The organism is Leisingera sp. S232 (genome assembly GCF_049800895.1).
Lineage (GTDB): Bacteria > Pseudomonadota > Alphaproteobacteria > Rhodobacterales > Rhodobacteraceae > Leisingera.
This window is the reverse complement of sequence record NZ_JBNAFX010000001.1, coordinates 184,165-210,738: the sequence shown is the minus strand read 5'-3', so window position 1 is coordinate 210,738 and position 26,574 is coordinate 184,165. Positions and strand designations below refer to the sequence as shown.

The 26,574-nt window shown below is 61.1% G+C and carries 22 protein-coding genes; 9 read left to right on the top strand and 13 right to left on the bottom strand.

The features are described from left to right. Positions 1-5 precede the first annotated feature (5 nt). The 4 genes from kynA to ACP151_RS01025 all read right to left on the bottom strand — a co-directional run bounded on the left by kynA (position 6) and on the right by ACP151_RS01025 (position 3,403). Positions 6-839, bottom strand: coding sequence for a tryptophan 2,3-dioxygenase (gene kynA, locus ACP151_RS01040; protein WP_424976964.1), 834 nt, complete (start codon positions 837-839; stop codon positions 6-8). Between the two features lie 148 nt (positions 840-987). Further along, positions 988-2,181, bottom strand: coding sequence for a kynureninase (kynU, locus tag ACP151_RS01035; protein ID WP_424976963.1), 1,194 nt, complete (start codon positions 2,179-2,181; stop codon positions 988-990). A gap of 86 nt (positions 2,182-2,267) precedes the next feature. Further along, on the bottom strand, positions 2,268-2,651 hold the full coding sequence (locus tag ACP151_RS01030; RefSeq protein WP_424977070.1) for an MmcQ/YjbR family DNA-binding protein: 384 nt from the start codon (positions 2,649-2,651) through the stop codon (positions 2,268-2,270). Continuing rightward, a complete protein-coding gene (locus ACP151_RS01025) occupies positions 2,651-3,403 on the bottom strand; it encodes an SDR family NAD(P)-dependent oxidoreductase (protein ID WP_424976962.1) in 753 nt (250 codons plus the stop codon). The genes ACP151_RS01030 and ACP151_RS01025 overlap by 1 nt, the downstream gene beginning before the upstream one ends. A gap of 350 nt (positions 3,404-3,753) precedes the next feature. Here ACP151_RS01025 and ACP151_RS01020 point away from each other — a divergent pair, with 350 nt between their 5' ends. From ACP151_RS01020 to ACP151_RS01005, 4 genes are all read left to right on the top strand, one after another. Beyond that, positions 3,754-4,206 (top strand): methyltransferase family protein, encoded by a 453-nt coding sequence (locus ACP151_RS01020; protein WP_424976961.1) that lies wholly within the window; start codon positions 3,754-3,756, stop codon positions 4,204-4,206. A 137-nt stretch (positions 4,207-4,343) separates the two neighbouring features. Next, the gene (locus ACP151_RS01015; RefSeq protein WP_424976960.1) at positions 4,344-5,915 is read left to right on the top strand and encodes a Re/Si-specific NAD(P)(+) transhydrogenase subunit alpha; all 1,572 of its coding nucleotides are present in this window, start codon (positions 4,344-4,346) and stop codon (positions 5,913-5,915) included. Positions 5,916-5,930: 15 nt separating this feature from the next. Next, a complete protein-coding gene (locus ACP151_RS01010; RefSeq protein ID WP_424976959.1) occupies positions 5,931-7,358 on the top strand; it encodes an NAD(P)(+) transhydrogenase (Re/Si-specific) subunit beta in 1,428 nt (475 codons plus the stop codon). A 214-nt stretch (positions 7,359-7,572) separates the two neighbouring features. Next, a complete protein-coding gene (locus ACP151_RS01005; RefSeq protein WP_424976958.1) occupies positions 7,573-8,853 on the top strand; it encodes a DUF3422 family protein in 1,281 nt (426 codons plus the stop codon). 72 nt (positions 8,854-8,925) lie between these two features. Here ACP151_RS01005 and ACP151_RS01000 read toward each other — a convergent pair whose 3' ends face one another. From ACP151_RS01000 to ACP151_RS00990, 3 genes are all read right to left on the bottom strand, one after another. Next, a complete protein-coding gene (locus ACP151_RS01000) occupies positions 8,926-9,837 on the bottom strand; it encodes an ABC transporter permease (protein WP_424976957.1) in 912 nt (303 codons plus the stop codon). Then, entirely contained in the window at positions 9,830-10,837 is a 1,008-nt protein-coding gene (locus tag ACP151_RS00995) for an ABC transporter permease (RefSeq protein ID WP_271905908.1), read from the bottom strand. Before ACP151_RS00995 ends, ACP151_RS01000 begins: the two co-directional genes overlap by 8 nt. A 147-nt stretch (positions 10,838-10,984) precedes the next feature. Then, positions 10,985-12,688 carry a peptide ABC transporter substrate-binding protein gene (locus ACP151_RS00990; RefSeq protein ID WP_424976956.1) on the bottom strand — a complete coding sequence of 568 codons (1,704 nt, stop codon included), beginning with the start codon at positions 12,686-12,688 and terminating at the stop codon, positions 10,985-10,987. Positions 12,689-13,022: 334 nt separating this feature from the next. On the opposite strand from ACP151_RS00990, the gene ACP151_RS00985 reads away from it, so the two are divergent. The 4 genes from ACP151_RS00985 to ACP151_RS00970 all read left to right on the top strand — a co-directional run bounded on the left by ACP151_RS00985 (position 13,023) and on the right by ACP151_RS00970 (position 18,568). Further along, positions 13,023-14,843: an ABC transporter ATP-binding protein gene (locus tag ACP151_RS00985; protein WP_424976955.1), complete on the top strand. Its 1,821-nt coding sequence runs from the start codon at positions 13,023-13,025 to the stop codon at positions 14,841-14,843. Positions 14,844-14,847: 4 nt separating this feature from the next. Further along, the gene (argE, locus tag ACP151_RS00980; protein ID WP_424976954.1) at positions 14,848-16,014 is read left to right on the top strand and encodes an acetylornithine deacetylase; all 1,167 of its coding nucleotides are present in this window, start codon (positions 14,848-14,850) and stop codon (positions 16,012-16,014) included. Between the two features lie 190 nt (positions 16,015-16,204). Then, complete coding sequence (locus ACP151_RS00975; RefSeq protein ID WP_424976953.1) at positions 16,205-17,371, top strand: M20 aminoacylase family protein; 1,167 nt, start codon at positions 16,205-16,207, stop codon at positions 17,369-17,371. A gap of 33 nt (positions 17,372-17,404) precedes the next feature. Continuing rightward, positions 17,405-18,568 (top strand): M20 aminoacylase family protein, encoded by a 1,164-nt coding sequence (locus ACP151_RS00970; RefSeq protein ID WP_424976952.1) that lies wholly within the window; start codon positions 17,405-17,407, stop codon positions 18,566-18,568. Positions 18,569-18,662: 94 nt separating this feature from the next. Here ACP151_RS00970 and ACP151_RS00965 read toward each other — a convergent pair whose 3' ends face one another. Genes ACP151_RS00965 through moaA form a run of 3 tightly spaced genes read right to left on the bottom strand, consistent with a single transcriptional unit; the run spans position 18,663 to position 22,042 of the window. Further along, positions 18,663-19,721 carry a glycosyltransferase family 4 protein gene (locus ACP151_RS00965; protein WP_424976950.1) on the bottom strand — a complete coding sequence of 353 codons (1,059 nt, stop codon included), beginning with the start codon at positions 19,719-19,721 and terminating at the stop codon, positions 18,663-18,665. After that, positions 19,708-21,030, bottom strand: a complete 1,323-nt coding sequence (locus tag ACP151_RS00960) for a 3-deoxy-D-manno-octulosonic acid transferase (protein WP_424976949.1) — start codon at positions 21,028-21,030, stop codon at positions 19,708-19,710. Before ACP151_RS00960 ends, ACP151_RS00965 begins: the two co-directional genes overlap by 14 nt. A gap of 1 nt (position 21,031) precedes the next feature. Next, positions 21,032-22,042 (bottom strand): GTP 3',8-cyclase MoaA, encoded by a 1,011-nt coding sequence (moaA, locus tag ACP151_RS00955; protein WP_424976948.1) that lies wholly within the window; start codon positions 22,040-22,042, stop codon positions 21,032-21,034. A gap of 91 nt (positions 22,043-22,133) precedes the next feature. On the opposite strand from moaA, the gene ACP151_RS00950 reads away from it, so the two are divergent. Continuing rightward, positions 22,134-22,583, top strand: coding sequence for a hypothetical protein (locus ACP151_RS00950; RefSeq protein ID WP_424976947.1), 450 nt, complete (start codon positions 22,134-22,136; stop codon positions 22,581-22,583). Positions 22,584-22,640: 57 nt separating this feature from the next. On the opposite strand, the gene ACP151_RS00945 is transcribed toward ACP151_RS00950, so the two are convergent. Genes ACP151_RS00945 through glmU form a run of 3 tightly spaced genes read right to left on the bottom strand, consistent with a single transcriptional unit; the run spans position 22,641 to position 26,508 of the window. Beyond that, positions 22,641-23,324, bottom strand: coding sequence for a DNA alkylation repair protein (locus tag ACP151_RS00945; protein WP_424977069.1), 684 nt, complete (start codon positions 23,322-23,324; stop codon positions 22,641-22,643). 5 nt (positions 23,325-23,329) lie between these two features. Continuing rightward, complete coding sequence (gene glmS, locus ACP151_RS00940; protein WP_424976946.1) at positions 23,330-25,153, bottom strand: glutamine--fructose-6-phosphate transaminase (isomerizing); 1,824 nt, start codon at positions 25,151-25,153, stop codon at positions 23,330-23,332. Further along, positions 25,153-26,508, bottom strand: a complete 1,356-nt coding sequence (gene glmU / locus ACP151_RS00935) for a bifunctional UDP-N-acetylglucosamine diphosphorylase/glucosamine-1-phosphate N-acetyltransferase GlmU (protein WP_424976945.1) — start codon at positions 26,506-26,508, stop codon at positions 25,153-25,155. Before glmU ends, glmS begins: the two co-directional genes overlap by 1 nt. Positions 26,509-26,574: the final 66 nt, after the last annotated feature.

Sequence of the window (26,574 nt, the reverse complement as noted above, 5' to 3'; positions counted from 1 at the left end):
CAAACTCAGAGCGTGGTGCGCAGGTGCCAAAGCTCGGGAAACAGTTCCACCTCCAGCATCCGTTTCAGATAGCTGACCCCGCCGGTGCCACCGGTGCCGCGCTTGAAACCGATCACGCGTTCCACCGTGGTCACATGGTTGAAACGCCAGCGGCGGAAATAGTCCTCGAAATCCACCAGTTTTTCGGCCAGCTCATACAGCTCCCAGTGGGTTTCAGTGTCGCGGTAAACCTCGGTCCAGGCGGCCTGCACCGCCTCATACGGCTGGTAGGCCTCTGATACATCGCGGTTTACCACCTCATCCGGCAGGTCAAAACTCTGCGCCAGCGCCTTCAGCGCCACGTCATACAGCGAGGGCTGTTTCAGTTCCGCCTCCAGCAGCGCCAGAATGTCCGGCCGGTGCGCATGTGGGCGCAGCATCGCCTTGTTGCGATTGCCCAGCATGAATTCGATCTGCCGGTACTGGTGCGACTGAAAGCCGGAGCTTTGGCCCAGTTCATCGCGAAAGGCGGTGTAATCGGAGGGTGTCATGGTGCGCAGCACGTCCCAGGCCGAGTTCAGCTGTTCAAAGATACGCGCCACCCGCGCCAGCATCTTGAGCGCCTGCCGCGCCCGGCCTGCCTGTAAATGTTCGCGTGCTGCTGTGAGTTCGTGAATGGCCAGGCGCATCCACAGTTCAGAGGTCTGGTGCTGAATGATGAACAGCATCTCGTCATGGGTGCTGGTCCATGTCTTCTGGGCGTTCAGCAGCATGTCCAGCGACAGGTAGTCGCCATAGGACATGCGCCCGTCAAAGGACATCTGGGCGCCGTCATTGGCGGGATCATAGGGTTTGGTCATCGGATCATTCCTTTTCCTGAGTATATCACGGCTTAGGGAAAGGAATGGTTTCTCCGGTTGAGGGTGCCGCATTGGGCCAGGCGGCGCCATTGCGCAACCCAGCCTGCCGGGCGGCAGAGCGGCACATGATATGAGGAGCGCAGCCGCATCAGGTGACGGCGTGGCGTGTTTTGTATTCGGCGCGGTCCCACAGGGCATGTGCCATCACGTCTTCCATGATCGCGACAGCGGCGCGCACATCATCTTCGTCAATATAAAGCGGTGTAAAGCCGAACCGCATGATGTCGGGCGCGCGAAAATCGCCGATCACTCCGCGGTCGATCAAGGCCTGCATCGCGGCATAGCCTTCGCGGAACTTGAACGACACCTGGCTGCCGCGTAAGGCGGCGTCGCGCGGGGAGGCCAGCTCCAGCCCGACGCATCGGGCCTCGACTTCGGCGATGAACAGTTCGCAGAGTTCAATGGACTTGGCGCGGACATTTTCCATATCGGCCATGTCCCAGATGTCCATCGCGGCTTCCAGCGAGGTCAGCTGAATGACTGGCGGGGTGCCGACGCGCATCCGGTCGATGCCGTGGCCCGGACGGTAGTCGAGGTCAAAGGCAAAGGGGGCCTCATGCCCCAGCCAGCCAGACAGGGCCGGGCGGGCAGTTTCCGCGTGGCGCGGTGCGACATAGATAAAGGCCGGCGCGCCGGGGCCACCGTTGAGGTACTTGTAACTGCAGCCGACGGCAAAATCAGCGTTGCAGCCTGCAAGGTCCACCGGCACGGCGCCTGCGGAATGGGCCAGGTCCCAAACGGCCAGCACGCCTTTGGCATGGGCCTGTTCTGTCAGCGCTTTCATGTCGTGCTTGCGGCCGGTGCGGTAATCGACCTCTGTGATCATCAGCACTGCGATCTCATCGGTGATGTTCTCCACGACTGCTTCCGGGTCTACCACTCGCAGCTCATATTCCGGCCCCAGAGATTTCAGCAGCCCGCTGGCCATATAGAGATCAGATGGAAAGTTGCCATTGTCCGACAGCACCACCTTGCGGCCCGGATTCAGCTCCAGCGCCGAGGCGACGGCCTGGTAGACCTTGATCGACAGCGTGTCGCCCATGATCACATGACCGGGTTCGGCCCCGATCAGTCGCCCGATGCGGTCGCCCAGATCCTTGGATTTCTGCATCCAGCCGGCCTTGTTCCAGCCAGTGATCAGCATCTGTCCCCATTCATCCTGCATCATCTTGCCGACGCGCCCGGTGGCGGCGCGGGGCAGGGGTCCCAGCGAGTTGCCGTCCAGATAGATCACCCCTGTGGGCAGGTCGAACATCGCCTTGGTTGCGGCAAAATCGGTCATTGCAGCCTCGCGTCTGATTGGTATTTTAAGCTTAAAGCTTTTACCTTCGTATCGGATCACAATGCGTCTGTCCAGAGGTGTCGCGCTTAGTCCCGCCGGGGCGCGGGCTGGGGATCCGGAATGCCAAACTCGGCGCGCTTCTTCTTGGACAGCTTCGCAGTCACCATCTGATAAGACAGCGTAATCTGCTCTTGCAGCTCTGTGTCCGAAAGACCGTCATCGGCGAATTGCTGAAGCCATTTCATACCGCGTGAGGCCAGATAAGGCGCCGGGCGAACACCTGGGCGTTCCTGCAGCACCTCATAGGCGATTTCACCCGCCTTGAAAGTAAACGCGTCCCGGCCATCGGCCCAGCCGCAGACGGCAAACAGCTTGCCGCCTGCTTTCCACACGTCTGAATTGCCCCATTGCACCACATGCTCCGCCGCCGGAAACGTGGCGCAGAAACGGTTGAACTCCTGACGGTTCATCACATCTGCCCGCCTGCAATTTCAATACATTGGCCGTTGACCGAACCGGACCCCGGACCACACAGCCACAGCGCAGCCGCTGCCACTTCGCTGGGTTCTATCAGCCGCTTGTGGCGGTTGGCATTCACCATCACGTCCAGCGCCTCCACTGCGCTCAACCCTGCGCGCTGGGCGATTGAGGTGATGTTGCGCTCGACAATCGGGGTGTCGACGTAGCCTGGACAGAGCGCATTGAAGGTGAAGGGCGTGCCCAGGTAGTCCTCGCTCAGCGCGCGGGTCAGCCCGATGAGCCCGTGTTTGCTGGCGGCATAGCAGGACGCGCCCTTCAGTCCACGCAGACCCGCAACAGAGGAGACGGCAATAACCCGTCCCCAATCGGTCTGCCGCATGGACTTGAAGCTTTCCCGGATGGTCAGAAAGGCGCCGTCCAGGTTGGTTGCCATCATATTGCGCCAGAATTCCATCGAGGTTTTGTGCAGCGCAGTACCTTCCGCGATGCCGGCATTGACGACACAGATCTGGATGGGGCCACGGGCTGCAGCTGCGGCGTCGATCTTGGTTGCCACATCCTCTTCGTTGCGCACATCCATCGCCAGGGGATGCAGCCCGTCGGTTGCGGCTTCTTGCAGCACCTCTTGCCTGCGGCCGGTGATGGTGACTGTCGCGCCTTCTTTGGCCAGTGCCTGGGCTATGGCCAGTCCGATGCCGGTTCCGCCACCTGTCACCAGCGCGTGTTTGCCTTGCAATGCCATGTTTCGCGGCCTCCCTGATTTACTGTTCAGCCTATCCGTGCACAGACCTGTGGCAAGACCGCCGTGCCGTCACGGCGTCCTTGGGATGGTGAAATACACAATTCAGCCGCAGCCACCGACGCGGCGCAGTCAGGGCGGCTTTCTGTACACAAAGAAATACATAGGCATCCGGACGAAACTATGCAGGATCATGCCGCATGCGGGAACAGATTCGCCGTTTTCGTGGCACGTGGGGCAAATTGTCCTTTTCTTTCAATCCCGGCCAAAGCGGGCTGGACGAGCAGGCCGGATAAGGGAAGGTTGCCCGCGATGGCGGACATTTCAGACAACATTCTGCAAGGGTGCAGCGCATGACACGGTGGCTGGATGTGCCGCCGGTCTGGCTGGCTGTTTTTGTCGTGGCAGCCTGGCTGCAGGCAGAGCATTTTGCCTTCGGCCTTTCGTTCGGCGGCGCCTGGGCAGGGTTTCTGGCGGGCATTCTTTTGGGCGGCGGCATCCTGCTGGCGCTGCTCGCGATCACTGAAATGCGGCGCCAGAAAACAACCGTGATCCCGCACCGGACACCCAGCCGTCTGGTGCAATCGGGGATTTTCAGCCGCAGTCGCAACCCGATCTACCTGGGCGACGTTCTGATCCTGGCGGGGCTCATCCTGTGGTTTGATGCCGTCCTGTCGCTGCCATTGATCTCGGTCTTTCTGTGGCTGCTGGAGAAGCGGTTCGTTGTCACGGAAGAAGACCGGATGCGGCGTGAATTCCGGGCAGACTGGGCCCGATACGAGAAGAAGGTGCGCCGCTGGATATGACTTTTATGCGGCAATGCGGCACAATATTGCGGCAGTGCGGCAAATTGCTTGCGCAATAAAATTGCGCAATGTAGAGACAATTATTGTGATCCGAACCCGGCGCTGCTGGCACGGGCAAGACGAGGGGGACCAAAAAGGTGAAAATAGGTACACCAAAGGAAACATTTGCGGGCGAAAACCGGGTCGGCATGACACCGGATTCAGCCAAGCAGCTGCAGAAACTCGGTTATGAATGCGCGATCGAAACCGGGGCGGGCGCCGCGGCAGGCTTTTCCGACGCAGTTTACGAGGCGGCAGGGGTTGAGATCATCAAGACCCCGGCTGCCCTGTGGAAAGCGTCCGACATCGTCGCCAAAGTGCGCCAGCCGGACGCGGCTGAGCTGAAGCGTCTGACCAAGGGCAAAACGCTGATTTCCTTCTTCAACCCGGCGGGCAATGAAGAGGGCATGGAACTGGCCAAATCCAAAGGCGCCAATGTGATCGCCATGGAAATGGTGCCGCGGATCTCCCGCGCCCAGAAGATGGACGCTCTGTCGTCGATGGCCAACATCGCGGGTTACCGCGCGGTGATTGAGGCAGGCAACAACTTCGGCCGCTTCTTCACCGGCCAGATCACGGCGGCGGGCAAGGTGCCCCCGGCCAAGGTTCTGGTGGTCGGCGCCGGCGTTGCCGGTCTGGCTGCCATCGGCACTTCAACCTCACTTGGCGCTGTGACCTATGCGTTCGACGTGCGCCCCGAAGTGGCCGAACAGGTCGAGTCGATGGGGGCCGAATTCGTCTATCTGGATTTCGAGGAAGAACAGCAGGACGGCGCGGCCACCGGCGGTTACGCCTCAGTGTCCAGCCCCGAGTTCCGTGAAGCACAGCTGGCCAAATTCCGCGAACTGGCGCCGGAAGTGGACATCGTCATCACCACCGCGCTGATCCCCAATCGCGAAGCGCCCGAGCTGTGGACCGAAGATATGGTCGCAGCAATGAAGCCGGGCTCAGTGATCGTCGATCTGGCGGCGGAAAAAGGCGGCAACTGCAAACTGACCGTGGCGGATGAAAAGATCGTGACCGAAAACGGTGTCACCATCATCGGCTACACCGACTTCCCCTCCCGCATGGCGGCGCAGTCCTCGACGCTTTACGCCACCAACATCCGCCACATGATGTCTGACCTGACGCCAGAGAAAGACGGCCAGGTCAACCACGACATGGAAGATGACGTGATCCGTGGCGCGACTGTCACCTTTGAAGGTGAAATCACCTTCCCGCCGCCACCGCCGAAAGTGCAGGCAATTGCGGCAAAGCCCAAGGAGGTCGTGCCGGAGCTGACGCCGGAAGAAAAACGCGCGCAGGAGGTTGCGGCCTTCAAGGCGCAGACCAAAAGCCAGGTCACCATGCTGGCTGGCGGCGGTGCGCTTCTGTTGCTGGTGGGCCTGTTCGCGCCGGTCAGCTTCATGCAGCATTTCATCGTCTTTGCACTGGCCTGTTTCGTGGGCTTTCAGGTGATCTGGAATGTTGCACACAGCCTGCACACGCCGCTGATGGCCGTGACCAACGCGATCTCCTCGATCATCATCCTGGGCGCGCTGATGCAGATCGGTTCGGGCAGCTTCCTGGTGATCCTCCTGGCCGCGCTTTCCGTTTTCATGGCGGGGATCAACATCTTCGGCGGCTTCCTTGTCACCCGGCGCATGCTCGCCATGTTCCAGAAATCCTAAGGAGGGGCCGGACTAATGGATTACGGTTTCACCACCGCCGCCTATGTCGTTGCGGCTGTTCTCTTTATCCTGTCGCTTGGCGGCCTGTCGAACCAGGAAAGCGCCAAGCGCGCCGTCTGGTACGGCATTGCGGGCATGGGGCTGGCAGTGTTCGCCACCCTGATCGGCCCGGGCTCGGGCCTGTGGCTCCTGTCGATCCTGCTGATCGCAGGCGGCGGCATCATCGGCACCTATGTGGCAAAAAAGGTCCAGATGACCGAGATGCCGCAGCTGGTGGCTGCGATGCACTCGCTGGTCGGCCTTGCCGCAGTGTTTGTGGGCTTCATCGCCCACTTCGAGATCGACAATGTGGCGGCAGCAGCCAGCACCGATGAGCTGGGCACCTTTGCCAAGCTGATCGCCAAGAAGACCCCGGCCGAAATCGCCTTCCTGCGGGTTGAGCTGTACCTGGGCATCTTCATCGGCGCCATCACCTTCACCGGCTCGGTGATTGCCTTTGGCAAGCTGGCGGGCAAAGTCACCTCGGCGGCCACCAAGCTGCCGGGCGGCCATATGCTGAACGCGACGGCCGCGGCGCTCTCCTTTATCTGCCTGATCTGGTACTTCAACTCAGGTGGCTTCCTGCCGCTGTTTGTGATGACGCTGGCGGCGCTGTTCATCGGCTACCACCTGATCATGGGGATCGGCGGCGCCGACATGCCTGTTGTGGTCTCGATGCTGAACAGCTACTCCGGCTGGGCTGCCGCAGCGATCGGCTTCTCCCTGGGCAATGACCTGCTGATCGTGGTCGGCGCGCTGGTGGGCTCCTCGGGTGCGATCCTCAGCTATATCATGTGCAAGGCGATGAACCGCTCCTTCGTCAGCGTGATCCTGGGCGGCTTCGGCGGTACCACCGGTCCCGCGATGGAAGTGGAAGGTGAGCAGATCGCCATTGACGCCGACGGTGTTGCCACCGCGCTGGATGAGGCCGACAGCGTCATCATCATCCCCGGCTACGGCATGGCGGTGGCACAGGCGCAGCAGAACGTGGCTGAACTGACCCGCCGCCTGCGGGCGAAAGGCAAGGACGTGCGCTTTGCGATCCACCCGGTTGCAGGCCGCCTGCCGGGCCACATGAACGTGCTGCTGGCCGAGGCCAAGGTGCCGTATGACATCGTGCTGGAAATGGACGAGATCAACGAGGACTTCCCGGAAACAGATGTAGCGATCGTCATCGGCTCCAACGACATCGTGAACCCGGCGGCCCAGGAAGACCCCAATTCCCCCATCGCCGGCATGCCGGTGCTGGAATGCTGGAAAGCGAAACAGGTCTTCGTCTCCAAACGCGGCCAGGGCACAGGGTATTCGGGCATTGAGAACCCGCTGTTCTTCAAGGAAAACACCCGCATGTTCTATGGCGATGCCAAGGCCAGCCTGGACACGCTGCTCACCTTGATCAACTAAGCAGCACGATCAGAAACGAAAGGCGCTCCACGGGGCGCCTTTCTCTTTTGCGCTTCTTTCTGGTTCCAAATACCCTAGGGAGGCCCGCGAAATCCGTCCCACTTCCGCTTCACTGTGTATACCACTGCATTCATTTAACATGTTGAAATAAAACATTTCTGTACATGGATTTCCGGCGCCGGTATGGTGCGCGGCGTTGCCCCGGAGACCAGCCATGCCCCCGATCCAGGATCACCCGTTGCGCTATCAGCTGACAAATGAGCTGCACGCCCGCCCGTTCCCCACCATGACAAGTCCCTGCACGGTTGCGTATCTGGCGGTGAAACAGCCGCAGGAAGCCGTGCATCGGGACCGTGCACAAGACATTCAACACCTGGTTCAACTTCTGGACCGTCACGGGGCGCCGCACCCTAAACCGGGATCCACGCACCACACGGCCCAGATTGGCCGCCATATGCTGAAATGGGAACAGCACACTGAATTTGTCAGCTACACCGTTTATTTCGATGGGGTCAGTGCCCGGGCCTTTGATCCCGCCGATTTTGATGTCTTCCCGGCGGACTGGCTGGCAGATGCGCCGGGGCAGCGGATCACCTCGGCGCTGATCCGGGTGGTGCCGCGCATTGCTCCGGTTCAGCTGAAGGCAACCCTGCGGGACTGGTTCGTGCCGGAAAGCCTGGCCGCTTCGCAAGTGCTGGATGACAGCGCTGTGGTCGCGGGGGATTTCCGTATCGATCCCGCCGGACATGTACGCTTTGCCATTCTTCCCGATCAGGATACCGGTAGCCAGCGGATTGGCCGGATCGTGCAGCGCCTGTGCGAGATCGAGACATACAGGGCGATGTCCATGCTTGGCTTCTCTCGCGCAGGCAGCCTGACGCCAGCCGTGGGCCGACTGGACACAAGGCTGAGCGAGATGATGGCGGAAATGACTGCCGGGACCAAGCCCGCCGAAGAAATCCTGACCCAGTTGCTGGCGGTCTCTGCCGAGCTGGAGGCGATGGCGGCACAAGCGGCATTCCGGTTCGGGGCTACCGGCGCCTATGACGCTTTGGTCAGCCAGCGGATCAGCCTGCTGCGCGAAGAGCGGCATCAGGGCTTTCAGACCTTTTCGGAATTCATGCTGCGTCGGTTTGAACCGGCGATGCGGACAGTGAACTCAACCGAAAAGCGGCTTGATACTCTTGCCAACCGGGCACGCCGGGCCGGGGAACTCCTGAGAACACGCGTGGATGTAGAGCGTTCGGCCCAGAACCAGGCGCTGCTGGCCAGTATGGACCGCCGTTCCGATATTGCGCTGAGGTTGCAGCATACTGTGGAAGGGCTGTCGGTGGTGGCGGTCAGCTACTATGCGATTTCACTGGTCTCAGACTTCCTGCTTCCCTTGGCCGAAAGCTATGGGCTGACCAAAAAGCTGCTGATTGCCGCCGTAACCCTGCCAGTGATCGGGCTGGTGTGGCTGGGCATCCAGCGGATCCGCAAGAAGCTGCACTGAGACTTCTCATGTCCGCGCAAAAGAAAAGGCCGCCCTGCCGGGCGGCCCTTTTTCTTTTCTGTGTCCAGCCGCTCAGCGGCCCCGGATCCGCGGGTCCAGCGCGTCGCGCAGACCGTCGCCCAGGTAATTCACGCTCAGCACTGTCAATGAGATCGCCATGCCAGGCCAGAACACCCGTTCAGGGTGCTGCTGCAGATAGTCGGTGGCATCAAACAGCAGCCGACCCCAGGTCGGAAAGTCCGGCGGGAAGCCGAGGCCAAGGAAGGACAGCGACGACTCGGTGATGATCGCGGTGGCAATGCCCAAGGTCGCCGAGACCATGATCGGCGACAGTACATTGGGCAGGATATGCCGGGTGATCAGCCCCTTGTTGGTGGTGCCGATGGAACGGGCTGCCATGACAAACTCGCGTTCTTTCAGCGCCAGCACATCGCCGCGCACAATCCGGGCTGTGGGCATCCAGCTGGTCACACCGATGGAGACCACGATCAGGATGAAGATCCCCTGTTCCGGCCCGAAGGCGGCGTTCAGCGGTTCGCGGAACAAAAGCATCATCACCAGCAGCAAAGGCAGCAAAGGCAGCGCCAGAAACAGATCGGTAAGGCGCATCAGCGGCCCGTCCAGCTTCTTGAAAAACCCGGCCATCACCCCGATGAAAGAGCCAAGGAACAGCGCCAGCAGCATCGCAGTCAGGCCGACCGAGACCGAGGTTGCGCCGCCTGCCATCATCCGGGCCAGCATGTCCCGGCCCAGCTGGTCGGTGCCGAAAGGGTGCGCCCAGCTGGGGCCCTGGTTGCGATGGCGGATGTTGATCTGGGTGGCTTCAATGTCCCAGAAGAACGGGCCGAGATAGACCGCCAGAGTGATGAACAGGAACAGCGCTCCGCCCATCAGCGCGCCGCGATGGGATTTGAACTGGTCCCAGACGTCCAGCCACTGGCTGCGCGGTGGCTTGGAGGGGACAGGGTCACTCAGCTCAGTCATAGCGGATCCTCGGGTCAAGAATGCCGTAGAGCACGTCGGCGATCAGGTTGAACAGCACAATCAGCACCGCAAAAATGAAGGTCAGCGTCTGCACCATCGGCAAATCATTGGCCTGGATAGCGCCGATCAGCAGCTGGCCAATGCCGTTCACCTTGAACACCTGTTCGGTGATGATGGCGCCGCCAAAGATCGATGGAATGCCAAGCGCGATTACCGTGACCACCGGGATCATGGAATTGCGCAGGACGTGCACCATGACCACGACATATTCGCTCAGGCCTTTGGCCCGTGCGGTGCGCACATAATCCTGGTTCAGATTGTCCAGCATCGAGGCCCGCATGAACCGGCTGAGCTGTGCGGTGATTTGCAGCGCCAGCACCATCACCGGCATGATCATCTGCTTCAGCTGGTAGACAAAGGCGTCCCAGCTGTCGACTACATGGGTGGTGTCATAGATCGACGGGAACCAGCCCAGCTGCACCGAGAAGATGACGATCACCAGCACGCCCGAAAAGAACGGCGGCACCGAGAAGCCGACCATCGACACGAAGGTGCCCATCTGGTCGAACCAGCTGTACTGGCGATAGGCAGAGTAGATGCCGATCGGCAGTGCGATCAGGATGGCGACCACATAGGCTGTGCCAACCACCCACAGGGTCTGCGGGATCCGCTGCACCACGATGTCCATCACCGGCGAGCGGGTCTGCCAGGAGATCACCCTGAGCTTGCCGTCAGCCAGACCGGTGCCGAAGATATTGTCGATCAGCACCTGCGGTTCGATCCAGAAGAACTGCACCAGCCATTTCCAGAACCGGATATGCATCGGTTCGCCCAGGCCCAGGGCCAGGCGCATCTTCTCTTTGACTTCTGCGGGGACGGTCAGGGGAACCTGCGCCATCGGGTCGCCGGGGGCGAGCTCCAGGAGCAGGAAGATCACGAGGCTGATGAACAGCAGTGTCGGAACTGCCAGGATCAGCCGCCGGATTGTAAAGGTCAGCATCTGCTAAGGGCCTTTGCAACTTGTATTGAATTCGGAACAGGCGGGGCGGGCGCCCTGCGTCCAGGCCACGCGCAGGGATGCATTGCAGCCCCAGCAGATGGCAAGAGGCCCCGGCATGTGCCGGGGCCCCGGAAAAGCACGCAGGGCTTACTTGATGCGGTACCAGTCAGCTGCGTTCCACAGCTCGCTGTCCCAGACATTCAGGTTGACACCGCCCAGGGTGTTGGAATGCGCCGACAGGCGGCCGCGGTGCACCAGCGGGATCATGCCGCCGTTTTCAACCATGATGTCGTTCAGGCGGCGGCCGATCTCGGCGCGCGCTTCCAGACCGGCGGTCTTGGCCAGCTCGCCATGCAGTTGGTCGAACTCCTCGTTGCAGAAGCGCGAAACGTTCTGGCCTTGCCACTGGGTATCCGGGCGCGGCGCCTGATCGCACAACCCGTTGCCCAGATAGGACTGGGGGTCGGTGCCGTCGAAGTTGTTGGCGTACATTTCTACATCGGCATAGAACTTCTGGAAAGTGTCGGGCGAACCCGGATCACCGCCAAAGAACACAGAGGCGTTGATGTTGCGCAGCTCGGTCTCGATGCCGATCTGGCTCCACCATTCCTTGATCAGTGCCTGGAAGTCCTGACGCACCGCGTTGGTCGAGGTCTGGTACAGGATCTTCATCGGCTTGCCGTCCGGGGTCTCCCGCACGCCGTCGCCGTTGGTGTCCTTGTAGCCGGCCTCTTCCAGCATCGCCTTGGCGCCTTCGATGTCCTGGGTGGAGCAGTCAAAGGTGTCGGACGCAAAGGCCGCGGGTGCAGGCACCCAGTTGCAGCTGACCGCGCCAGCCTTGCCATAGCCGATTTCCACCAGCAGCGGGCGGTCGATGGCCAGCGACATCGCCTTGTAGACCGCCGGGTCCTTCAGGAACGGATGCGGGTGCTTGGCGGTGGCGCGCTCGCCTTCCGGCAGCTCCGGCGACGGGTCGGTCTGGTTCAGCATGATGCGTTCCACCAGCGAACCGAAGCCCGCAACCGGCTTGCCCTTGCCGCCTGCTTCCATCTGCGCGATCACTTCCGGGGCCAGCTGCAGGTTCCAGGCATAGTCGAACTCGCCGGTTTCCATCACGGCGCGGGCCGCTGCGGTTGCATCGCCGCCGCCCTTGAACAGCACCTTGGCGAACGCCGGCTTGGCCGGATCACGGTAGTTCTGGTTGGCGGACATGGTGATCACGTCGTTCGGCTTGAATTCGTCAACCACAAACGGGCCGGTGCCGATCGGGCCAAAGTTGGCTTCGGTGCACTCGGGCGCCTTGGCACCGGTGCAATTCTCGAATTGGGCTTTTTGCAGGATCGGTCCCTCACCGCCCACAAACGGGCCATAGGGGAAGGGGGTTGGTTTGTCGAAGGTGACTTTGACAGACAGGTCGTCCAGCGCTTCAACCGAGACCACACCTTCGTATTTGGTCAGCTGGGCGCAGCCGCCTTCGGGATGCATGCAGTAATCTGCAGTGAACTTCACATCATGGGCGGTGACAGCGCTTCCGTCGGACCATTTCAGGCCGGGAGTGATTTTCCAGGTGACAGAGGTCAGATCGTCACTGACGCCGCCGTTCTCTACCGTAGGAATTTCCGCAGCCAGATAAGGGACCATGTTGCCCTGCGGGTCGTAGCGGGCCAGGGGTTCGATCACCAGCGACGAGGACTGGATGTCCTTGGTGCCGCTTGACAGATACGGGTTCAGGATCGACGGCGCTTGCCAATAGATGATGTTGACCTGGCCGTCCGAGCCGCGTTCCGCAAACGCGGCAGGCGCCAGGGAGGCCGTGGCCACGGCACCCAGCAATAGGGATTTGATTTTCATCACACTCTCCTTGTCGGACACATTTCGTGTCTTTTTGTTGGCCGGGCTGGGCCCGGAATTTGCCGCATCTCTGCGGAAGGGCAGCGCTTGCGAGCGGATGTTCAGCTGCAAAACGAAGCAGTCTTATTATTGTGCCGGGCAGCCCGGCATGTAACGCCCCTTGCAGGCAGCTGCTAAGGGCATCGAAAACCACTTCCCTAGAAATTGCAAATTCCAATTTTGGAATCCTTATGCATTATTTGCATGAGCATTTTTGTACAAAGTAGAGTTAACTCCGGAAACTGAAGCCCAGTTTTCCAGCGGGCTAAAGATATCTACAGGCAGGGGAACCGTCATGCTCGACAACGCAATCGCGTCCATAAGAAACTTGCGGGTGGAGTTCCAAACCAAGGACGGCCCGGTTGTCGGCGTCGAGGATGTTTCCTTTGATGTGAACCCGGGTGAAACCGTCTGCATCGTGGGCGAATCCGGTTCTGGCAAGTCCGTTTCCTCGTTGTCGCTGATGCGGCTGGTGGAGTTTGGCGGCGGCAAAATTGCGGGCGGCGAGCTTCTGTTCAACCGCCGTGAGGGCAGCGATACCAATCTGGCAGACTCCGAACAGGAGATGATGAAGCAGATCCGCGGCAACGAAATCGGTATGATTTTTCAGGAGCCGATGACCGCGCTCAATCCGGTGTTCACCGTCGGCCGCCAGCTGACCGAGGGCCTGCGCATCCACAAGAAGATGACGCAATCCCAGGCCGAGGAACGGGCGCTGGAACTGCTGCGCCAGGTCCGCATCCCGGAACCGGAGCGCCGCTTGAAACAGTACCCGCACGAACTGTCGGGCGGCATGCGCCAGCGGGTGGTGATCGCCATGGCGATGGCCTGCGAGCCGCGGCTGCTGATTGCCGATGAACCCACAACCGCGCTGGACGTGACCATTCAGGCGGAGATTCTGGCGCTGATGGACCGGCTGAAGCGCGAAACCGGCACTGCGGTGATGTTCATCACCCATGACATGGCGGTGGTGGCGCAGATGGCCGACCGTGTCGTCGTCATGTTCCGCGGCAACAAGGTTGAGGAAGGCACCGTCGAGGAGATCTTCGAGAACCCGCAGCACGACTACACCAAGGCATTGCTGGCGGCAGTTCCGAAACTGGGGGAGATGCGCGGCAAGCATTATCCCGAGCCGATGAAGCTGATGGGCGTCGAAAACCAGAAGATCGAGCCGATCAAAGGCACCGAAGAGGTGCTGCTGGACGTGAAGAACCTGACCACCCGCTTTCCGGTCAAGGGCGGTCTCTTGCGCCGGACCATTTCCAATGTGCACGCGGTGGAAGATGTTTCTTTCAAGGTGTTCAAGGGCCAGACCCTGTCGCTGGTCGGGGAATCCGGCTGCGGCAAATCCTCCGCCGGACGCTCGATCTTGCGGCTGGTGGAACCGCAGTCGGGCAAGGTGGAATTTGAAGGCCGCGATGTACTGCAATTCAACGGGTCTGAAATGCACAAGGCCCGGCAGGATATGCAGATGATCTTTCAGGATCCTTTTGCCTCGCTGAATCCACAGATGCAGCTGATCGATCAGGTGGCGGAACCGATCCGGAACTATGGCCTTGCCTCCGGCTCCGAACTGCACGACCGGGTTGCCGGCCTGTTCGACCGCGTCCACCTGCCGCGCAGCTTCATGCGCCGCTACCCACATGAAATGTCCGGTGGCCAGCGCCAGCGCATCGCCATCGCTCGCGCCTTGGCGCTGAACCCAAAATTGATTGTCGCGGATGAGGCCGTCTCGGCACTTGATGTGTCGGTGCAGGCGCAGGTTCTGAACCTGATGATGGAACTGCAGGCAGAACTGGGGCTATCGTTCCTGTTCATCAGCCACGATATGGCAGTGGTCGAGCGTGTCTCACATCAGGTTGGTGTGATGTATCTGGGCCGGATCGTTGAGATCGGCCCGCGCGAGCGTGTTTTTGAAAACCCGCTGCATGCCTATACTCAGGCTTTGATGAAGGCGGTCCCCATCGCAGATCCGCGCCGGCGCAAGTCGGAGAAAGAGCTGAATTTCAAACCGATCCCGTCACCGATCCACGAAGTTGGATATCGGCCAGCCCCATCGGAGTATCTGGAGCTGGAGCCTGGCCATTTTGTGCTGACCACTGACAGCGGGTACTGACGCCATGGCCGTGAAACTGACGCCGCTGGAGATCATGCAAATGCTGGTCTCCTTTCCGACCGTGAGCCGGGACACCAATCTGCCACTGGTGGATTGGGTGCAGCAATACCTGTCCTCCCACGGTATCGAAAGCCACCGCTGGGTGGACCCGGAACAGCCCCATAAGGCTGCTGTATTTGCCCATGTCGGCCCTTGGGAAGAGGGCGCTCTGGTACTCTCGGGCCATACCGATGTCGTGCCGGTGGACGGCCAGCCCTGGGACACTGACCCTTTCACGGTGGTCGAAAAAGACGGCAAATATTTCGGCCGCGGCACCTGCGACATGAAGGGGTTTGATGCCCTTGCTATCTGGGCGCTGGTAGAGGCGCATACACAGGGCGTGACGCGCCCACTGCAATTGGCGCTGAGCTTTGACGAGGAGATCGGCTGTACCGGCGCCCCGCCGATGATCGAGGCGATGCAGCAGGCGCTGCCCAAGGGGACTGCGGTGATCGTGGGGGAGCCGTCAATGATGCAGGCGGTGTCTGGCCATAAAGGCGGCACCGGATACGCGACCCATCTTGTCGGGTTCGAAGTCCACAGCTCGCTTATGCACACGGGCGTCAGCGCCATCATGCAGGCTGCCCGGCTGATCGACTGGGCTAACCAGCGAAACACCGAGAACAGTGCCAGGGCGCCGGGTGACGTGCAGGCGCTGTTCTCCCCGCCATGGACCACTTGCCACGTCGGCATGATCGAGGGCGGCACGGCCCATAATATCACCGCCAAGGATTGCCGGTTCATGATGGATTTCCGGGTGCTGCCGGGGGAAGACACGGCAGGTTGGGAAGCGGCTTACCTAGCGAAGGTCCGCGAAGTCGAGGCGGACATGCAAGCCGTGCACCCGGAGTCCCGCATTGATGTCTCCAAAAAATTCGCCGTTCCCGGCCTGGTACCGGAGCAGGACGGCGAGGCGGAGACAATGGTGCGCGCCCTGACCGGTGACAATGGCTCTCATGTGGTTAGCTACGGTACTGAAGCGGGCCAGTTCCAGCAGGCCGGTTACTCAGCCGTCATCTGCGGTCCCGGCGACATTGCCCAGGCGCATCAGCCGAATGAATTTGTGACTGTGGCACAGTTCAACGCTGGCCACGAGTTTATGCGCGGACTGTTAGAGAAGCTGCGTGGATAGTCTATGCACCTTGAATCCTGGCGTTTCATGCGCAGATAGATGCCAAGAAGAGTACGGGCGGCCCATGCAATTCCCCCCTCTCGGTTTGACGCATTCCGCCACGTCCCGGCGGGGGCGGATACTTGCGAAGCTAAGTTTTATCGCGGACAGTTTGCCACAACGGAACCTGAAACAATGAGGGGCGGAGAATATGCCGGTTAAGAACCGCTTTGCCGAGATGCACCAGGAAATCACGGCCTGGCGCCATCACCTGCACGAAAACCCCGAACTGATGTATGACGTGCATGAAACGGCCGCCTTTGTGGTGGAGCGGCTCAGGGAATTCGGCATCAGGGATATCACCACAGGCATCGGCAAGACCGGTGTGGTTGCGGTGATCGAGGGGAAGAGCAATACGTCGGGCCGTGCCATTGGCCTGCGTGCTGATATGGACGCACTGCCGATCCCCGAGGCCTCTGGTGTGGACTATGCGTCCAGGACACCGGGCGTGATGCATGCCTGCGGCCATGACGGCCATACCTCGATGCTGCTTGGAGCGGCCAAGTATCTGGCGGAGAACCGGAATTTCGACGGCAAGGCAGTGCTGATCTTCCAGCCGGCCGAGGAAGGCGGAGCCGGCGGCAAAGCAATGTGCGACGACGGGCTGATGGACCGCTGGGGTATTCAGGAGGTCTATGGGCTGCACAATATGCCAGGACTTCCGGTGGGCGAATTTGCCATCCGCACCGGTCCATTGATGGCGTCCTCGGATGAATTCACGATCACAGTCACCGGCAAGGGCGGCCATGCCGCCGCCCCGCATGAGGCCATTGACACGACGTTGGCGGCATCGCAGATCGTGGTCTCTCTGCACGCGATCGTGTCGCGCAATGTGGACCCGATCAAGCGCGTGGTGCTGACTGTCGGCACCTTTGAAACCGACAGCACTGCATCGAATGTGATTGCCCATACCGCCAAGCTGCAGGGCACCGTACGTACTTTGGATGCCGAATACCGCGCCCAGGCCGAAGGCTGGGTGCGCCGGGTCGCCGAAAGCACCGCCGCCGCATTTGGCGCAACTGCGGAGGTTGAGTGGAGCCCCGGCTATCCAGTTACAATCAACGACGAAAACGGCACCGCCCATGCGATAGAGGCGGCGCAGGCGGTCTCTGCCAAGGTCGATATCGAAACCCCGCCGATCATGCCGTCTGAGGATTTCGCCTACATGCTCGAAGAGCGTCCCGGCGCCTATATCTTCCTTGGCAACGGTGACACCCAGATGTGCCATCACCCGGCCTATGTTTTTGACGACGCGGCGCTCCCGCTGGGATGCAGCTGGTATGTCGAGCTGGTGGAACGAAGAATGCCCGCAGTCTGAGGGTGCGGGGCAAGACAACCAAAGGAGACAGAAATGCCGGTCAAGAACCGCTTTGCCGAATTGCAGGATGAAATCACCGCCTGGCGCCGTGACATTCACGAGAACCCGGAAATCCTGTTCGAAACCCATCGCACCAGTGCATTGGTGGCTCAGAAGCTGCAGGCGTTCGGCTGTGACGAAGTGGTGACCGGCATCGGCCGCACGGGCGTGGTTGGCGTGATCAAGGGCAAGGCGGACACATCGGGCAAGGTCATTGGCTTGCGCGCCGATATGGACGCGCTGCCGATCCACGAGCAGACCGGGCTGGACTATGCCTCAAAGACCCCCGGCGCGATGCATGCCTGTGGCCACGACGGCCATACCGCGATGCTGCTGGGGGCCGCCAAATACCTGTCCGAGACCCGCAATTTCGACGGCACCGTGGTGGTGATCTTCCAGCCCGCCGAAGAAGGCGGCGGCGGTGCCAAGGTGATGTGCGACGACGGGCTGATGGACCGCTGGGGCGTGCAGGAGGTTTACGGGCTTCACAATTGGCCGGGCCAGCCGTTGGGCTCTTTTGCGATCCGTCCGGGATCGTTTTTTGCCGCAACCGATCAGTTCGACATCACATTCGAGGGCCGCGGCGGCCATGCGGCCAAACCGCATGAGACAATCGACACCACTGTTCTGGCGGCGCAGGCCGTGCTGGCGCTGCAAACCATCGCCGCGCGCAATGCCGACCCGGTGGAGCAGATTGTCGTTTCCGTGACGTCGTTTGAGACGTCTTCAAAAGCGTTCAACGTGATCCCGCAGAAGGTGCAGATCAAGGGCACTGTGCGCACCATGTCGGGGGACATGCGCGACCTGGCCGAAACGCGGATCAACGAGGTCTGTACCGGCATCGCGGCGACCTTTGGCGGCACCGCGGACATCACCTATTACCGCGGATATCCGGTGATGGTGAACCACGAGGAGCAGACCGAGTTTGCCGCCAAAGTGGCGGCCAGCGTCTCAGGTTCCTGCGGGGATGCGCCGCTGGTGATGGGCGGCGAGGATTTCGCCTTCATGCTGGAGGAGCGCCCTGGCGCCTATATCCTGATGGGCAATGGGGATACCGCAATGGTGCATCACCCGGAGTACAACTTTAACGACGATGCGATCCCTGCGGGGTGTAGCTGGTGGGCAGAGATCGTTGAACAGCGAATGCCTGCGGCGTGAATGAAACGGGGGGAGGGGGCTGCCTGCCCCCTCTTGAGCTTTCAGCTCAATTCACCCCTGGGGGTATTGATCACCAGAAAGAAGCGGGGACGGTTTAGGGCGCCAGCAGTTCGCGGTAGATCTGAACCAGCGTACCGGCCTCTTTTTCCAGTGCGAAATTGGTCATGGCGTGTTTGCGCGCCGCATCTGACCAGGCTTCCAGCCGACCTTTAACCGACAGCACGTCGTCGATGGCCGCGATCATCTGCCCGGTTTCGCCGGGATCGATCAGCTGTCCGGTTTGGCCCGGGGCGATCAGTTCCTCGAAGGCTCCGACGCGGGTGGCAACGGCAGGCACGCCGCAGGACATCGCCTCAAGCGGGGTAAGGCCGAACCCTTCCCAGCGCTGGGGTGCGACATAGAGATCCAGCGCCTGATACCAGCGCGAGACGTCCCAGACCGGGACTTCCGGCGGGAACAGCAGCCGGTCCTTGAGGCCTGCGGCCTCTGCCTTGGCGCGCAGGCTCTTCTCGAAAGCAATGTGTTTTTCGGTGGCACGGCCCATGACGATGCCCACGGACTTTGGATGCGCCTTCAGCACTTCCAGCATGGCGTCGACAAAGACGTCCGTTCCTTTCTGCGCCCGGATGCGGCCATAGCAGCCGATTAGGATGGCCTCTTTGGGCAAGCCCAGTTCACCGCGCAGCGCTGATTTGTCGGCAGGCGGCGAGAATTCCTGGGTGTTGATGCCGTGATGCACAACCTGTGCGGCTTCGTCCAAATAGGCAGCCCCTTTGGCCGAAGTGGCGATGACCCGGTCCATCTTGGAAATCAGCCATTTGGTATAGCCGGAGTGCTGCCGCTGCGAGGCAGAGGTGAACAAGAGCTTCAGCCGCTTGCGCAGAAGATACTTCAGTGCCAGGCCGCCCAGCATTTCGATATTGCGCCGGGCGTGCCAGACACGGGCGCCCGTGGGGCCGTTGCGGCGCATCAGGATCAGCTGGGCTGTGGTGAGATGCGGCATGTCGTCCGGCAGGCCGCTGCCGGCAGTGGCAATGGCAATCTGCTGCTGTTGCAGCGGAACCAGCCGCACGATCGTCGACGTCACACCGGACAGGCGCCGTTTGAAGTTCGGGGCGATGACTTCGATTTTATTGGCGTCAGCCTTGGCCATCGCGGCCTCCTTGTTGCGGGAGCAATGCCAGCAGGGCATCCACCGTCTTGTCCAACTGGTTTGACTGCCGGGAAATGAACTGTCTGGCGGCCGCACGCGCGGTTTCAAGACCCTTCGGCTGTTCCAGCCATTTTGAGATCTGCCCGGCCAGTTCAGGTGCTGAGCGGATTTCGACAGCGGCTCCAAGCCCGGTCAGTTCGGCATAGGTTTCGGCGAAATTATAGTGGCCGGTTCCGGTTATGACGGCTGCGCCGGCCTGCATCGGCTCAAAAGGGTTGTGGCCACCGATTTCGCGCAGCGATCCGCCGAGGAACACAAGCGGGCTGAGCGCATACCAGGTGCCGACTTCACCCATCGTATCGGCCAGATAGACCTGCGAGGTGGTGCCGGGCATCACGCCTTTGCTGCGGCGGGCACAGCTGAGGCCGGCCTTCTTGACCAGGGCTTCCACTGCATCGCCACGCTGGGGGTGGCGCGGAGCAAGCAGCAGACAAAGGTCCGGATGGTCCATTAGCAGCGTTTTGTGGGCGTTCAGAACGGTCTCTTCCTCACCCTCATGGGTCGAAGACGCAATCCAGACCGCACGGGTGCCGATGTCTTCGCGGACCTTCGACAGCGTGCCTTTATCCACCGGCAGGGGGGCTGACACGGCTTTGAGATTGCTGCCTGGCTGGATGCAGTCATCCGTGGCGCCCATTGCCCGCAGATTGTCTGCGGTTTTCTGGTTCTGGGTGACCAAAAGGCTGAACTGATCAAGGACGTAACGTGCCGTTTCGCGGCGCTTTTTCCAGCTTTCGACTGAACGGTCCGACAGTCGCGCATTCAGCAGCACCAGCGGGCAGCCGGCCTTGCGGGCCCGCACCAGCATCTGCGGCCAGAGTTCGCTTTCAACAAATACACCAAGATCAGGCTGCCAATGGGTCAGGAAACGGTCGACGGCAGCGGCTGTGTCCAAGGGCGGGAACTGGTGGCGGCAGCGCGGCGGCATGCGTTTGGCAACAAGTTCGGCTGAGGTGGGCGTTCCAGATGTGATCAGGAATTCCGCTTCCGGCATCTGCTCGCCCATGCGGGCAATCAGGGTCAGTACGGACAGGCTTTCGCCGACCGAAGCAGCATGAAACCAGATCAGCCGCCCGGCGGGGCGGGGCAGGGAGGCATGGCCAAGGCGCTCGCGGACCCGTTCCTCTGGCAGGCCGTAGCCGCGCAGCTTGCCTGCGACCTTGCGCCAGGCCAGGGGGGCAATCAGCCTGCTGACACCGCAGTAAAGAGAATAGAGCAGCGTCCGTTGCGCTGGAGAGGTGCGAGGCATGTCAGCCGCCGGTATGGCTCATGTGGCGGGACATCTGGCCGCCGGCTTCCTGCCGGGAGTAATCGAAGTCATGGCCGCGGGGTTTGTCGCCGATGGCAGCGCGGATGGCGGCCTCCAGCGCCCCTGCGCCTTCTTCGTTGGCGCGCAGCGGCGCGCGCAGATCTGCTTTGCCTTCCTGTCCTAGGCAGGTGTAAATTTCGCCTGTGCAGGTCACCCGCACCCGATTGCAGCTTTCGCAGAAATTATGGGACAGGGGGGTGATGAAACCGATCTTCTGGCCGGTTTCCTCCAGTCGCACATACCGCGCAGGGCCGCCGCTGCGTTCGGCCAGATCAGTAACGCAGTAGTGGTTTTCATATTCCGCGCGCACATCCTTAAGCGACCAGTACTGGCCGATGCGCTGCATGGCCCCGATATCCTCGCCCATCGGCATCACTTCAATCCAGGTGAGATCCAGGCCGCGTTCCGCGCACCATTCAGTGATGCGGGGCAGCTCTTCCTCGTTGAAGCCTTTGAGGGCGACCGCGTTGATCTTGATTTTGAGGCCAGCCTTCTGTGCTGCATCAATGCCTTTCATCACCTGGGGCAGTCGGCCCCAGCGAGTGACATCAGCGAATTTCTGTTCGTCCAGCGTATCGAGCGATATGTTCACCCGGCGCACCCCGGCGGCGTAAAGGTCATCAGCGTATTTGGCCAGCTGCGAGCCATTGGTTGTCAGGGTCAGTTCCTTCAGCGCACCGGTGTCCAGATGGCGGCTCATCGACTGGAAAAAGGTCATGATGCCGCGGCGCACCAGCGGTTCGCCGCCGGTGATCCGCAGTTTCTCGACGCCAAGCCGGATGAAAGTGGAACACAGCCGGTCCAGTTCCTCCAGCGTCAGCAGATCCCTTTTGGGTAAAAAGGTCATGTTTTCCGACATGCAATAGACACAGCGAAAGTCGCAGCGGTCGGTAACCGAGACACGCAGATAAGTGATTGCGCGGGCGAAGGGATCGATAAGGGGTGCCGTCATGCCTCCTAGGTAAAGCGGGGCATCGCCCGCGGCAAGGGGGAGGCGGCATTTGTGTCTGGCAAAGCGTTTCACAGCTGGATAGGGTCGCCTCATGCGTATGACAGTCTTTTCCCTTGCTTCGATTTCCCTGCTGGCAGCCTGTAACGGCATCCAGCTGAATTCCTCCATACTGAACGGCGCAGGCGGTCCGGTAGCGTCAGAGCCGCAGGATCCTGTGCTGCAGCCTGCACCCGGCGTGGATGTCGCCGAAGCGGAGCCACTTTTGCCAACGGCGCCTTCCGCGCCGCCCTTCCGCGGCTCTGCCACGACCGTTGCTTCGCTGGGCGATCCGTCGCTGCCGGGGCTGTGGATGGAGACGCCTCTGGTGGCGGCCGAACAGCAGGCGCTGATCCGTTCCAATCGCAGTACCCAGGTGGTGGTGACGCTGAAGCCGATCCCCGGTGCGGAGTCCGGCGGCAGCCGCCTGTCTATCGGCGCCATGCGGGCACTGGGGCTGCCGCTGACAGAACTGGCCGAAGTGCAAGTTCTGCCCGCAACGTAAAAATCCTGTAAGAAAATGATAAAGGAGGCCGCCCTAGCTGCGGCTTCCAGAACCCGGTCAGGCGTCTTTGAGGTATTTTGCCGCTTCTTTTCGGGCAAAGTTCTTCATTGAGCCGCCGTGATCGGCCAGAAATGCACGGGTGCGCTCCGCATCATGTTTGCTAAGGTCGCGCAGCCACCAGCCGATGGCCTTTTGAATGAACCAGTCCCGGTCCGCGACGTAACAGGCTGCCCATCCGAGGATGCGTTCACGGCGTTCCTGATCTGCCGGTTTCAGGTTGTTCATCTTGGCCCAGGGCAGGGTGGCGACCAAAGCTGCGCGGCGGGTCCACATGAGGTCCGACCGTGTCCATGTTTCAACCGCGTCCAGCCGGTCCGGCGCCGCCAGCAGTCTCTTTGAAATGGCGGAACAGGCATGATCCGCTATGGCCCAGCTGTCGAACGCCGCGACCCAGGACTGCAGCAGGTCCCAAACTGGACCGTCTTCCTTGATCCGTGCCTGGGTCAGCAGTTTGGCCGCCGCGATGCGCGCTTCGAAGATGTCGGTGGCCCACAGCGCGCTTGCCAGATCCCTGCGGTCGGCAACGCTTAATGACTGGCGCCAGGCTTTGGTCAGCTCATTGGTCGCAGGATTGGGAACGCCCAGCACTTTGCGGTTTTGCTTGTGATAGGCCGCCATCTGTTCAGCCCGGCCAGGCTCAGCCTTGGCACTCAGCTGCGCCAAGGCTTCTGAAACGTCCAAGATGCTCACTCCACGGTCACCGATTTTGCCAGGTTGCGCGGCTGGTCCACGTCGGTGCCTTTGGCAACCGCGGTGTGATAGGCCAAAAGCTGTGCCGGGATTGCGTAAAGGATCGGGGTCAGTGCCTCCTTCACCTTTGGCATGCGAATGGTGCACCAGACATCAGCGCCAGCTGCGTCGATCCCGTCCTGATCAGAGATCATCAGCACCTTGCCCTTGCGGGCCAGCACCTCCTGCATGTTGGAGACGGATTTGTCGAACAGCGAATCCCGCGGTGACAGCACCACAACAGGCATATGCTTGTCGATCAACGCGATGGGGCCGTGTTTCAGCTCGCCCGAGGCATAGGCTTCTGCGTGAATGTAGCTGATTTCCTTCAGTTTCAGCGCGCCTTCCAGTGCCAGCGGAAACATCAGGCCGCGACCTAGGAACAAAACATCGCGGGCTTCGCTGACCTTTTGTGCGGATTGGCGGATCGGTTCGTTTTGTTCCAGTGCGGCAGACAGCACATTGGGCAAGCCGCGGATCGCGGTGGCGTATTCAGCCATCTCCTGCGGCGAAAGCTGCCCGCGGTCGCATGCCGCCTTGAGCGCCAGGGCCAAGAGCACCGTCAGCTGGCAGGTGAACGCCTTGGTGGAAGCGACGCCGATCTCAGGCCCGGCAAAAATCGGCAGCGCCAGATCGCTTTCTCGCGCGATGGAGCTTTCGGGGACATTGACCACTGACAGGATCTTGTCCGCCTTTCCCTGGCAATAGCGCAGCGCTGCCAGCGTGTCGGCGGTTTCGCCCGACTGAGAGACAAAGAGCGCGGCAGTTTTACCCGGGATCGGCGGTTCGCGGTAACGGAACTCAGAGGCGATATCGACTTCGACCGGCAGGCGGGCGATCTGCTCAAACCAGTATTTCGCTGTCAGGCAGGCATAAAAGGCGGTGCCGCAGGCAACCATTGTCAGCCGCTCGACCTGAGAGAAATCGATGCCATCACCGGGCAGGCGGACGGTGTCTTCCTCGACCGGCAGATAGTGGCGGATGGCCTCGGCGATCACATGCGGCTGCTCGGCGATTTCCTTGGCCATGAAATGTTTGTGGCCGCCTTTGTCCACCTGGGCGGAATCAATGTGTATGGTCTTGGTTTCGCGATTGACCAATGTGCCTTCGGCATTGCGGATTTCGGCGCCCTGACGGGTGACAATCGCGCGGTCGCCTTCCTCCAGATAGGTGATCCGGTCGGTGAGCGGTGCCAGCGCGATGGCATCGGATCCCACAAACATTTCGCCATCTCCATGGCCGATGGCCAGCGGCGAACCCTTGCGGGCGGCAACGATCAGGTCCTCTTCGCCGTCAAACAGAAAGGCCAGCGCAAAGGCGCCCTCCAGCTGGTCCAGTGTCTTGTAGGCGGCATCGGCGGGAGAGAACCCCTCCTGCAGGTAGCGCTCGGTCATCAAGGCAACGGTTTCGGTGTCGGTCTCGGTGCGAAATTCGAGGCCGCAGTCCAGCAGCTCGGCGCGCAATTCCTTGTAGTTCTCGATGATGCCGTTGTGGACAACCGCCACTGCACCGGCGCGGTGCGGATGCGCATTGCTGATCGACGGCGCGCCATGGGTGGCCCAGCGGGTGTGGCCGATGCCTGCCTTGCCTGCCAGCGGTTCATGCACCAGGAGATCGGAGAGGTTCACCAGCTTGCCCACCGCGCGGCGGCGGCGCAGTTCGCCCTTGTTTACGGTGGCGATGCCAGCACTGTCATAGCCGCGGTATTCCAGCCGCTTCAGCGCTTCGACAAGGATTGGGGCGGCTTCGTGATTGCCCAGTACGCCGACAATTCCGCACATCACTTGGCTCCCTTGTTCAGGCGCGCTTTCTTGGCGCGCAGCATATCCATCAGTTTGCGCGCGCGGCCCGGTTTGTTGCTTTGTTCAGCGCGGGCAATCGCCAGGTCGCCGTCTTCGACATTCCTGGTCACCACTGCACCGGTGGCCGTCATCGCCTCATGGCCGACCCGGACCGGCGCCACCAGCATGGTGTTGGAGCCGATAAAGGCGCGCGCGCCGATTTCAGTGCGGTGCTTCATTACCCCGTCATAGTTGCAGGTAATAGTGCCTGCGCCAATGTTGCTGGCCTCGCCAACCGATGCGTCGCCGATGTAGCTAAGGTGATTGACCTTGGCGCCCTCGGCAATCTCGGCGTTTTTGATCTCGACGAAATTGCCGATATGGGTGTCTTCCGCCAGCTCGGCGCCGGGGCGTAGGCGGGCATACGGGCCAACCTTGGCGCCGCGGCTGACATGGCAGCCTTCCAGATGCGAAAACGCCCGGATCAATGCGCCGCTTTCAACGGTGACGCCGGGGCCGAAAACCACGTTGGGTTCAATCACCGTGTCCCGGCCGATGAAAGTGTCAAAGGCCAGATAGACGGTGTCCGGCGCCATCAGGGTGACGCCCAGTTCCATCAGATCCGCCCGCGCCTGCGCCTGGAACAGGGCATCCGCCTGCGCCAGTTCGGCGCGGGAGTTGACGCCCAGTGTTTCGGCTTCATCGCAGGACACGGCGGTGACTTGCAGGTTCTCGGAACGTGCCAATGCCACCAGATCGGTCAGGTAATACTCGCCGGACGCATTTGCATTGCCAACTTTGGCGATCAGATCGAACATCGCGCTGGCCTTGCCCGCCATCAGGCCGGAATTGCAGAATCGGACTGCACGTTCGGTTTCGCTTGCGTCCTTGAACTCGACAATCCGTTCCAGGCTATCGCCATTCATCAGCAGGCGCCCGTATCGGCCTGGGTCGGCGGCCTCGAATCCCAGCACCACCAGATCTGCACGCTGGCGCGCCTCGACCATGCGTTCCAGTGTTTCGGCGCTGACAAATGGGGTGTCGCCATACAACACCACCACGTCGCCCTCGAAACCTTCCAGCGCGGCGCGGGCCTGATCAACCGCATGGGCGGTGCCAAGCTGTTCTGCCTGCAGAACAACTTCAGCCTCGTCGTCGATATCGGCGACTGCGGCACGCACCTGATCCGCACCGTGCCCTGCAACGACAATGGTGCGCTCGGGCGCCAGCGCGCGGCCCGCGGCCATTGCATGTTCCAGCATTGGCGCCTGTGCGATCGGATGCAGCACTTTTGGAAGGTCGGAGTTCATCCGGGTGCCTTTTCCGGCCGCCAGGATGACAAGGGCAATGCTCATAATCGCTTTTCTCTTTGTCTTTTTAACGCTCCCGTTTTATCCGCTAACCGGCGGGGCGCAAGAGAT

Bases quoted from the DNA above. Each gene is read 5' to 3' on its own strand.
- moaA (WP_424976948.1), bottom strand. From the start codon at position 22,042: ATGACGGCACCCCTTATCGATCCCTTCGCCCGCGCAATCACTTATCTG.
- ACP151_RS01025 (WP_424976962.1), bottom strand. From the start codon at position 3,403: ATGGCATTGCAAGGCAAACACGCGCTGGTGACAGGTGGCGGAACCGGC.
- ACP151_RS01030 (WP_424977070.1), bottom strand. From the start codon at position 2,651: ATGAACCGTCAGGAGTTCAACCGTTTCTGCGCCACGTTTCCGGCGGCG.
- ACP151_RS00985 (WP_424976955.1), top strand. From the start codon at position 13,023: ATGCTCGACAACGCAATCGCGTCCATAAGAAACTTGCGGGTGGAGTTC.
- ACP151_RS00960 (WP_424976949.1), bottom strand. From the start codon at position 21,030: ATGCCTCGCACCTCTCCAGCGCAACGGACGCTGCTCTATTCTCTTTAC.
- argE (WP_424976954.1), top strand. From the start codon at position 14,848: ATGGCCGTGAAACTGACGCCGCTGGAGATCATGCAAATGCTGGTCTCC.
- ACP151_RS01000 (WP_424976957.1), bottom strand. From the start codon at position 9,837: ATGACTGAGCTGAGTGACCCTGTCCCCTCCAAGCCACCGCGCAGCCAG.
- kynA (WP_424976964.1), bottom strand. From the start codon at position 839: ATGACCAAACCCTATGATCCCGCCAATGACGGCGCCCAGATGTCCTTT.
- ACP151_RS00990 (WP_424976956.1), bottom strand. From the start codon at position 12,688: ATGAAAATCAAATCCCTATTGCTGGGTGCCGTGGCCACGGCCTCCCTG.
- ACP151_RS00975 (WP_424976953.1), top strand. From the start codon at position 16,205: ATGCCGGTTAAGAACCGCTTTGCCGAGATGCACCAGGAAATCACGGCC.
- kynU (WP_424976963.1), bottom strand. From the start codon at position 2,181: ATGACCGATTTTGCCGCAACCAAGGCGATGTTCGACCTGCCCACAGGG.
- ACP151_RS01010 (WP_424976959.1), top strand. From the start codon at position 5,931: ATGGATTACGGTTTCACCACCGCCGCCTATGTCGTTGCGGCTGTTCTC.
- ACP151_RS01005 (WP_424976958.1), top strand. From the start codon at position 7,573: ATGCCCCCGATCCAGGATCACCCGTTGCGCTATCAGCTGACAAATGAG.
- ACP151_RS01020 (WP_424976961.1), top strand. From the start codon at position 3,754: ATGACACGGTGGCTGGATGTGCCGCCGGTCTGGCTGGCTGTTTTTGTC.
- ACP151_RS00970 (WP_424976952.1), top strand. From the start codon at position 17,405: ATGCCGGTCAAGAACCGCTTTGCCGAATTGCAGGATGAAATCACCGCC.
- glmU (WP_424976945.1), bottom strand. From the start codon at position 26,508: ATGAGCATTGCCCTTGTCATCCTGGCGGCCGGAAAAGGCACCCGGATG.
- ACP151_RS00950 (WP_424976947.1), top strand. From the start codon at position 22,134: ATGCGTATGACAGTCTTTTCCCTTGCTTCGATTTCCCTGCTGGCAGCC.
- glmS (WP_424976946.1), bottom strand. From the start codon at position 25,153: ATGTGCGGAATTGTCGGCGTACTGGGCAATCACGAAGCCGCCCCAATC.
- ACP151_RS00965 (WP_424976950.1), bottom strand. From the start codon at position 19,721: ATGGCCAAGGCTGACGCCAATAAAATCGAAGTCATCGCCCCGAACTTC.
- ACP151_RS00995 (WP_271905908.1), bottom strand. From the start codon at position 10,837: ATGCTGACCTTTACAATCCGGCGGCTGATCCTGGCAGTTCCGACACTG.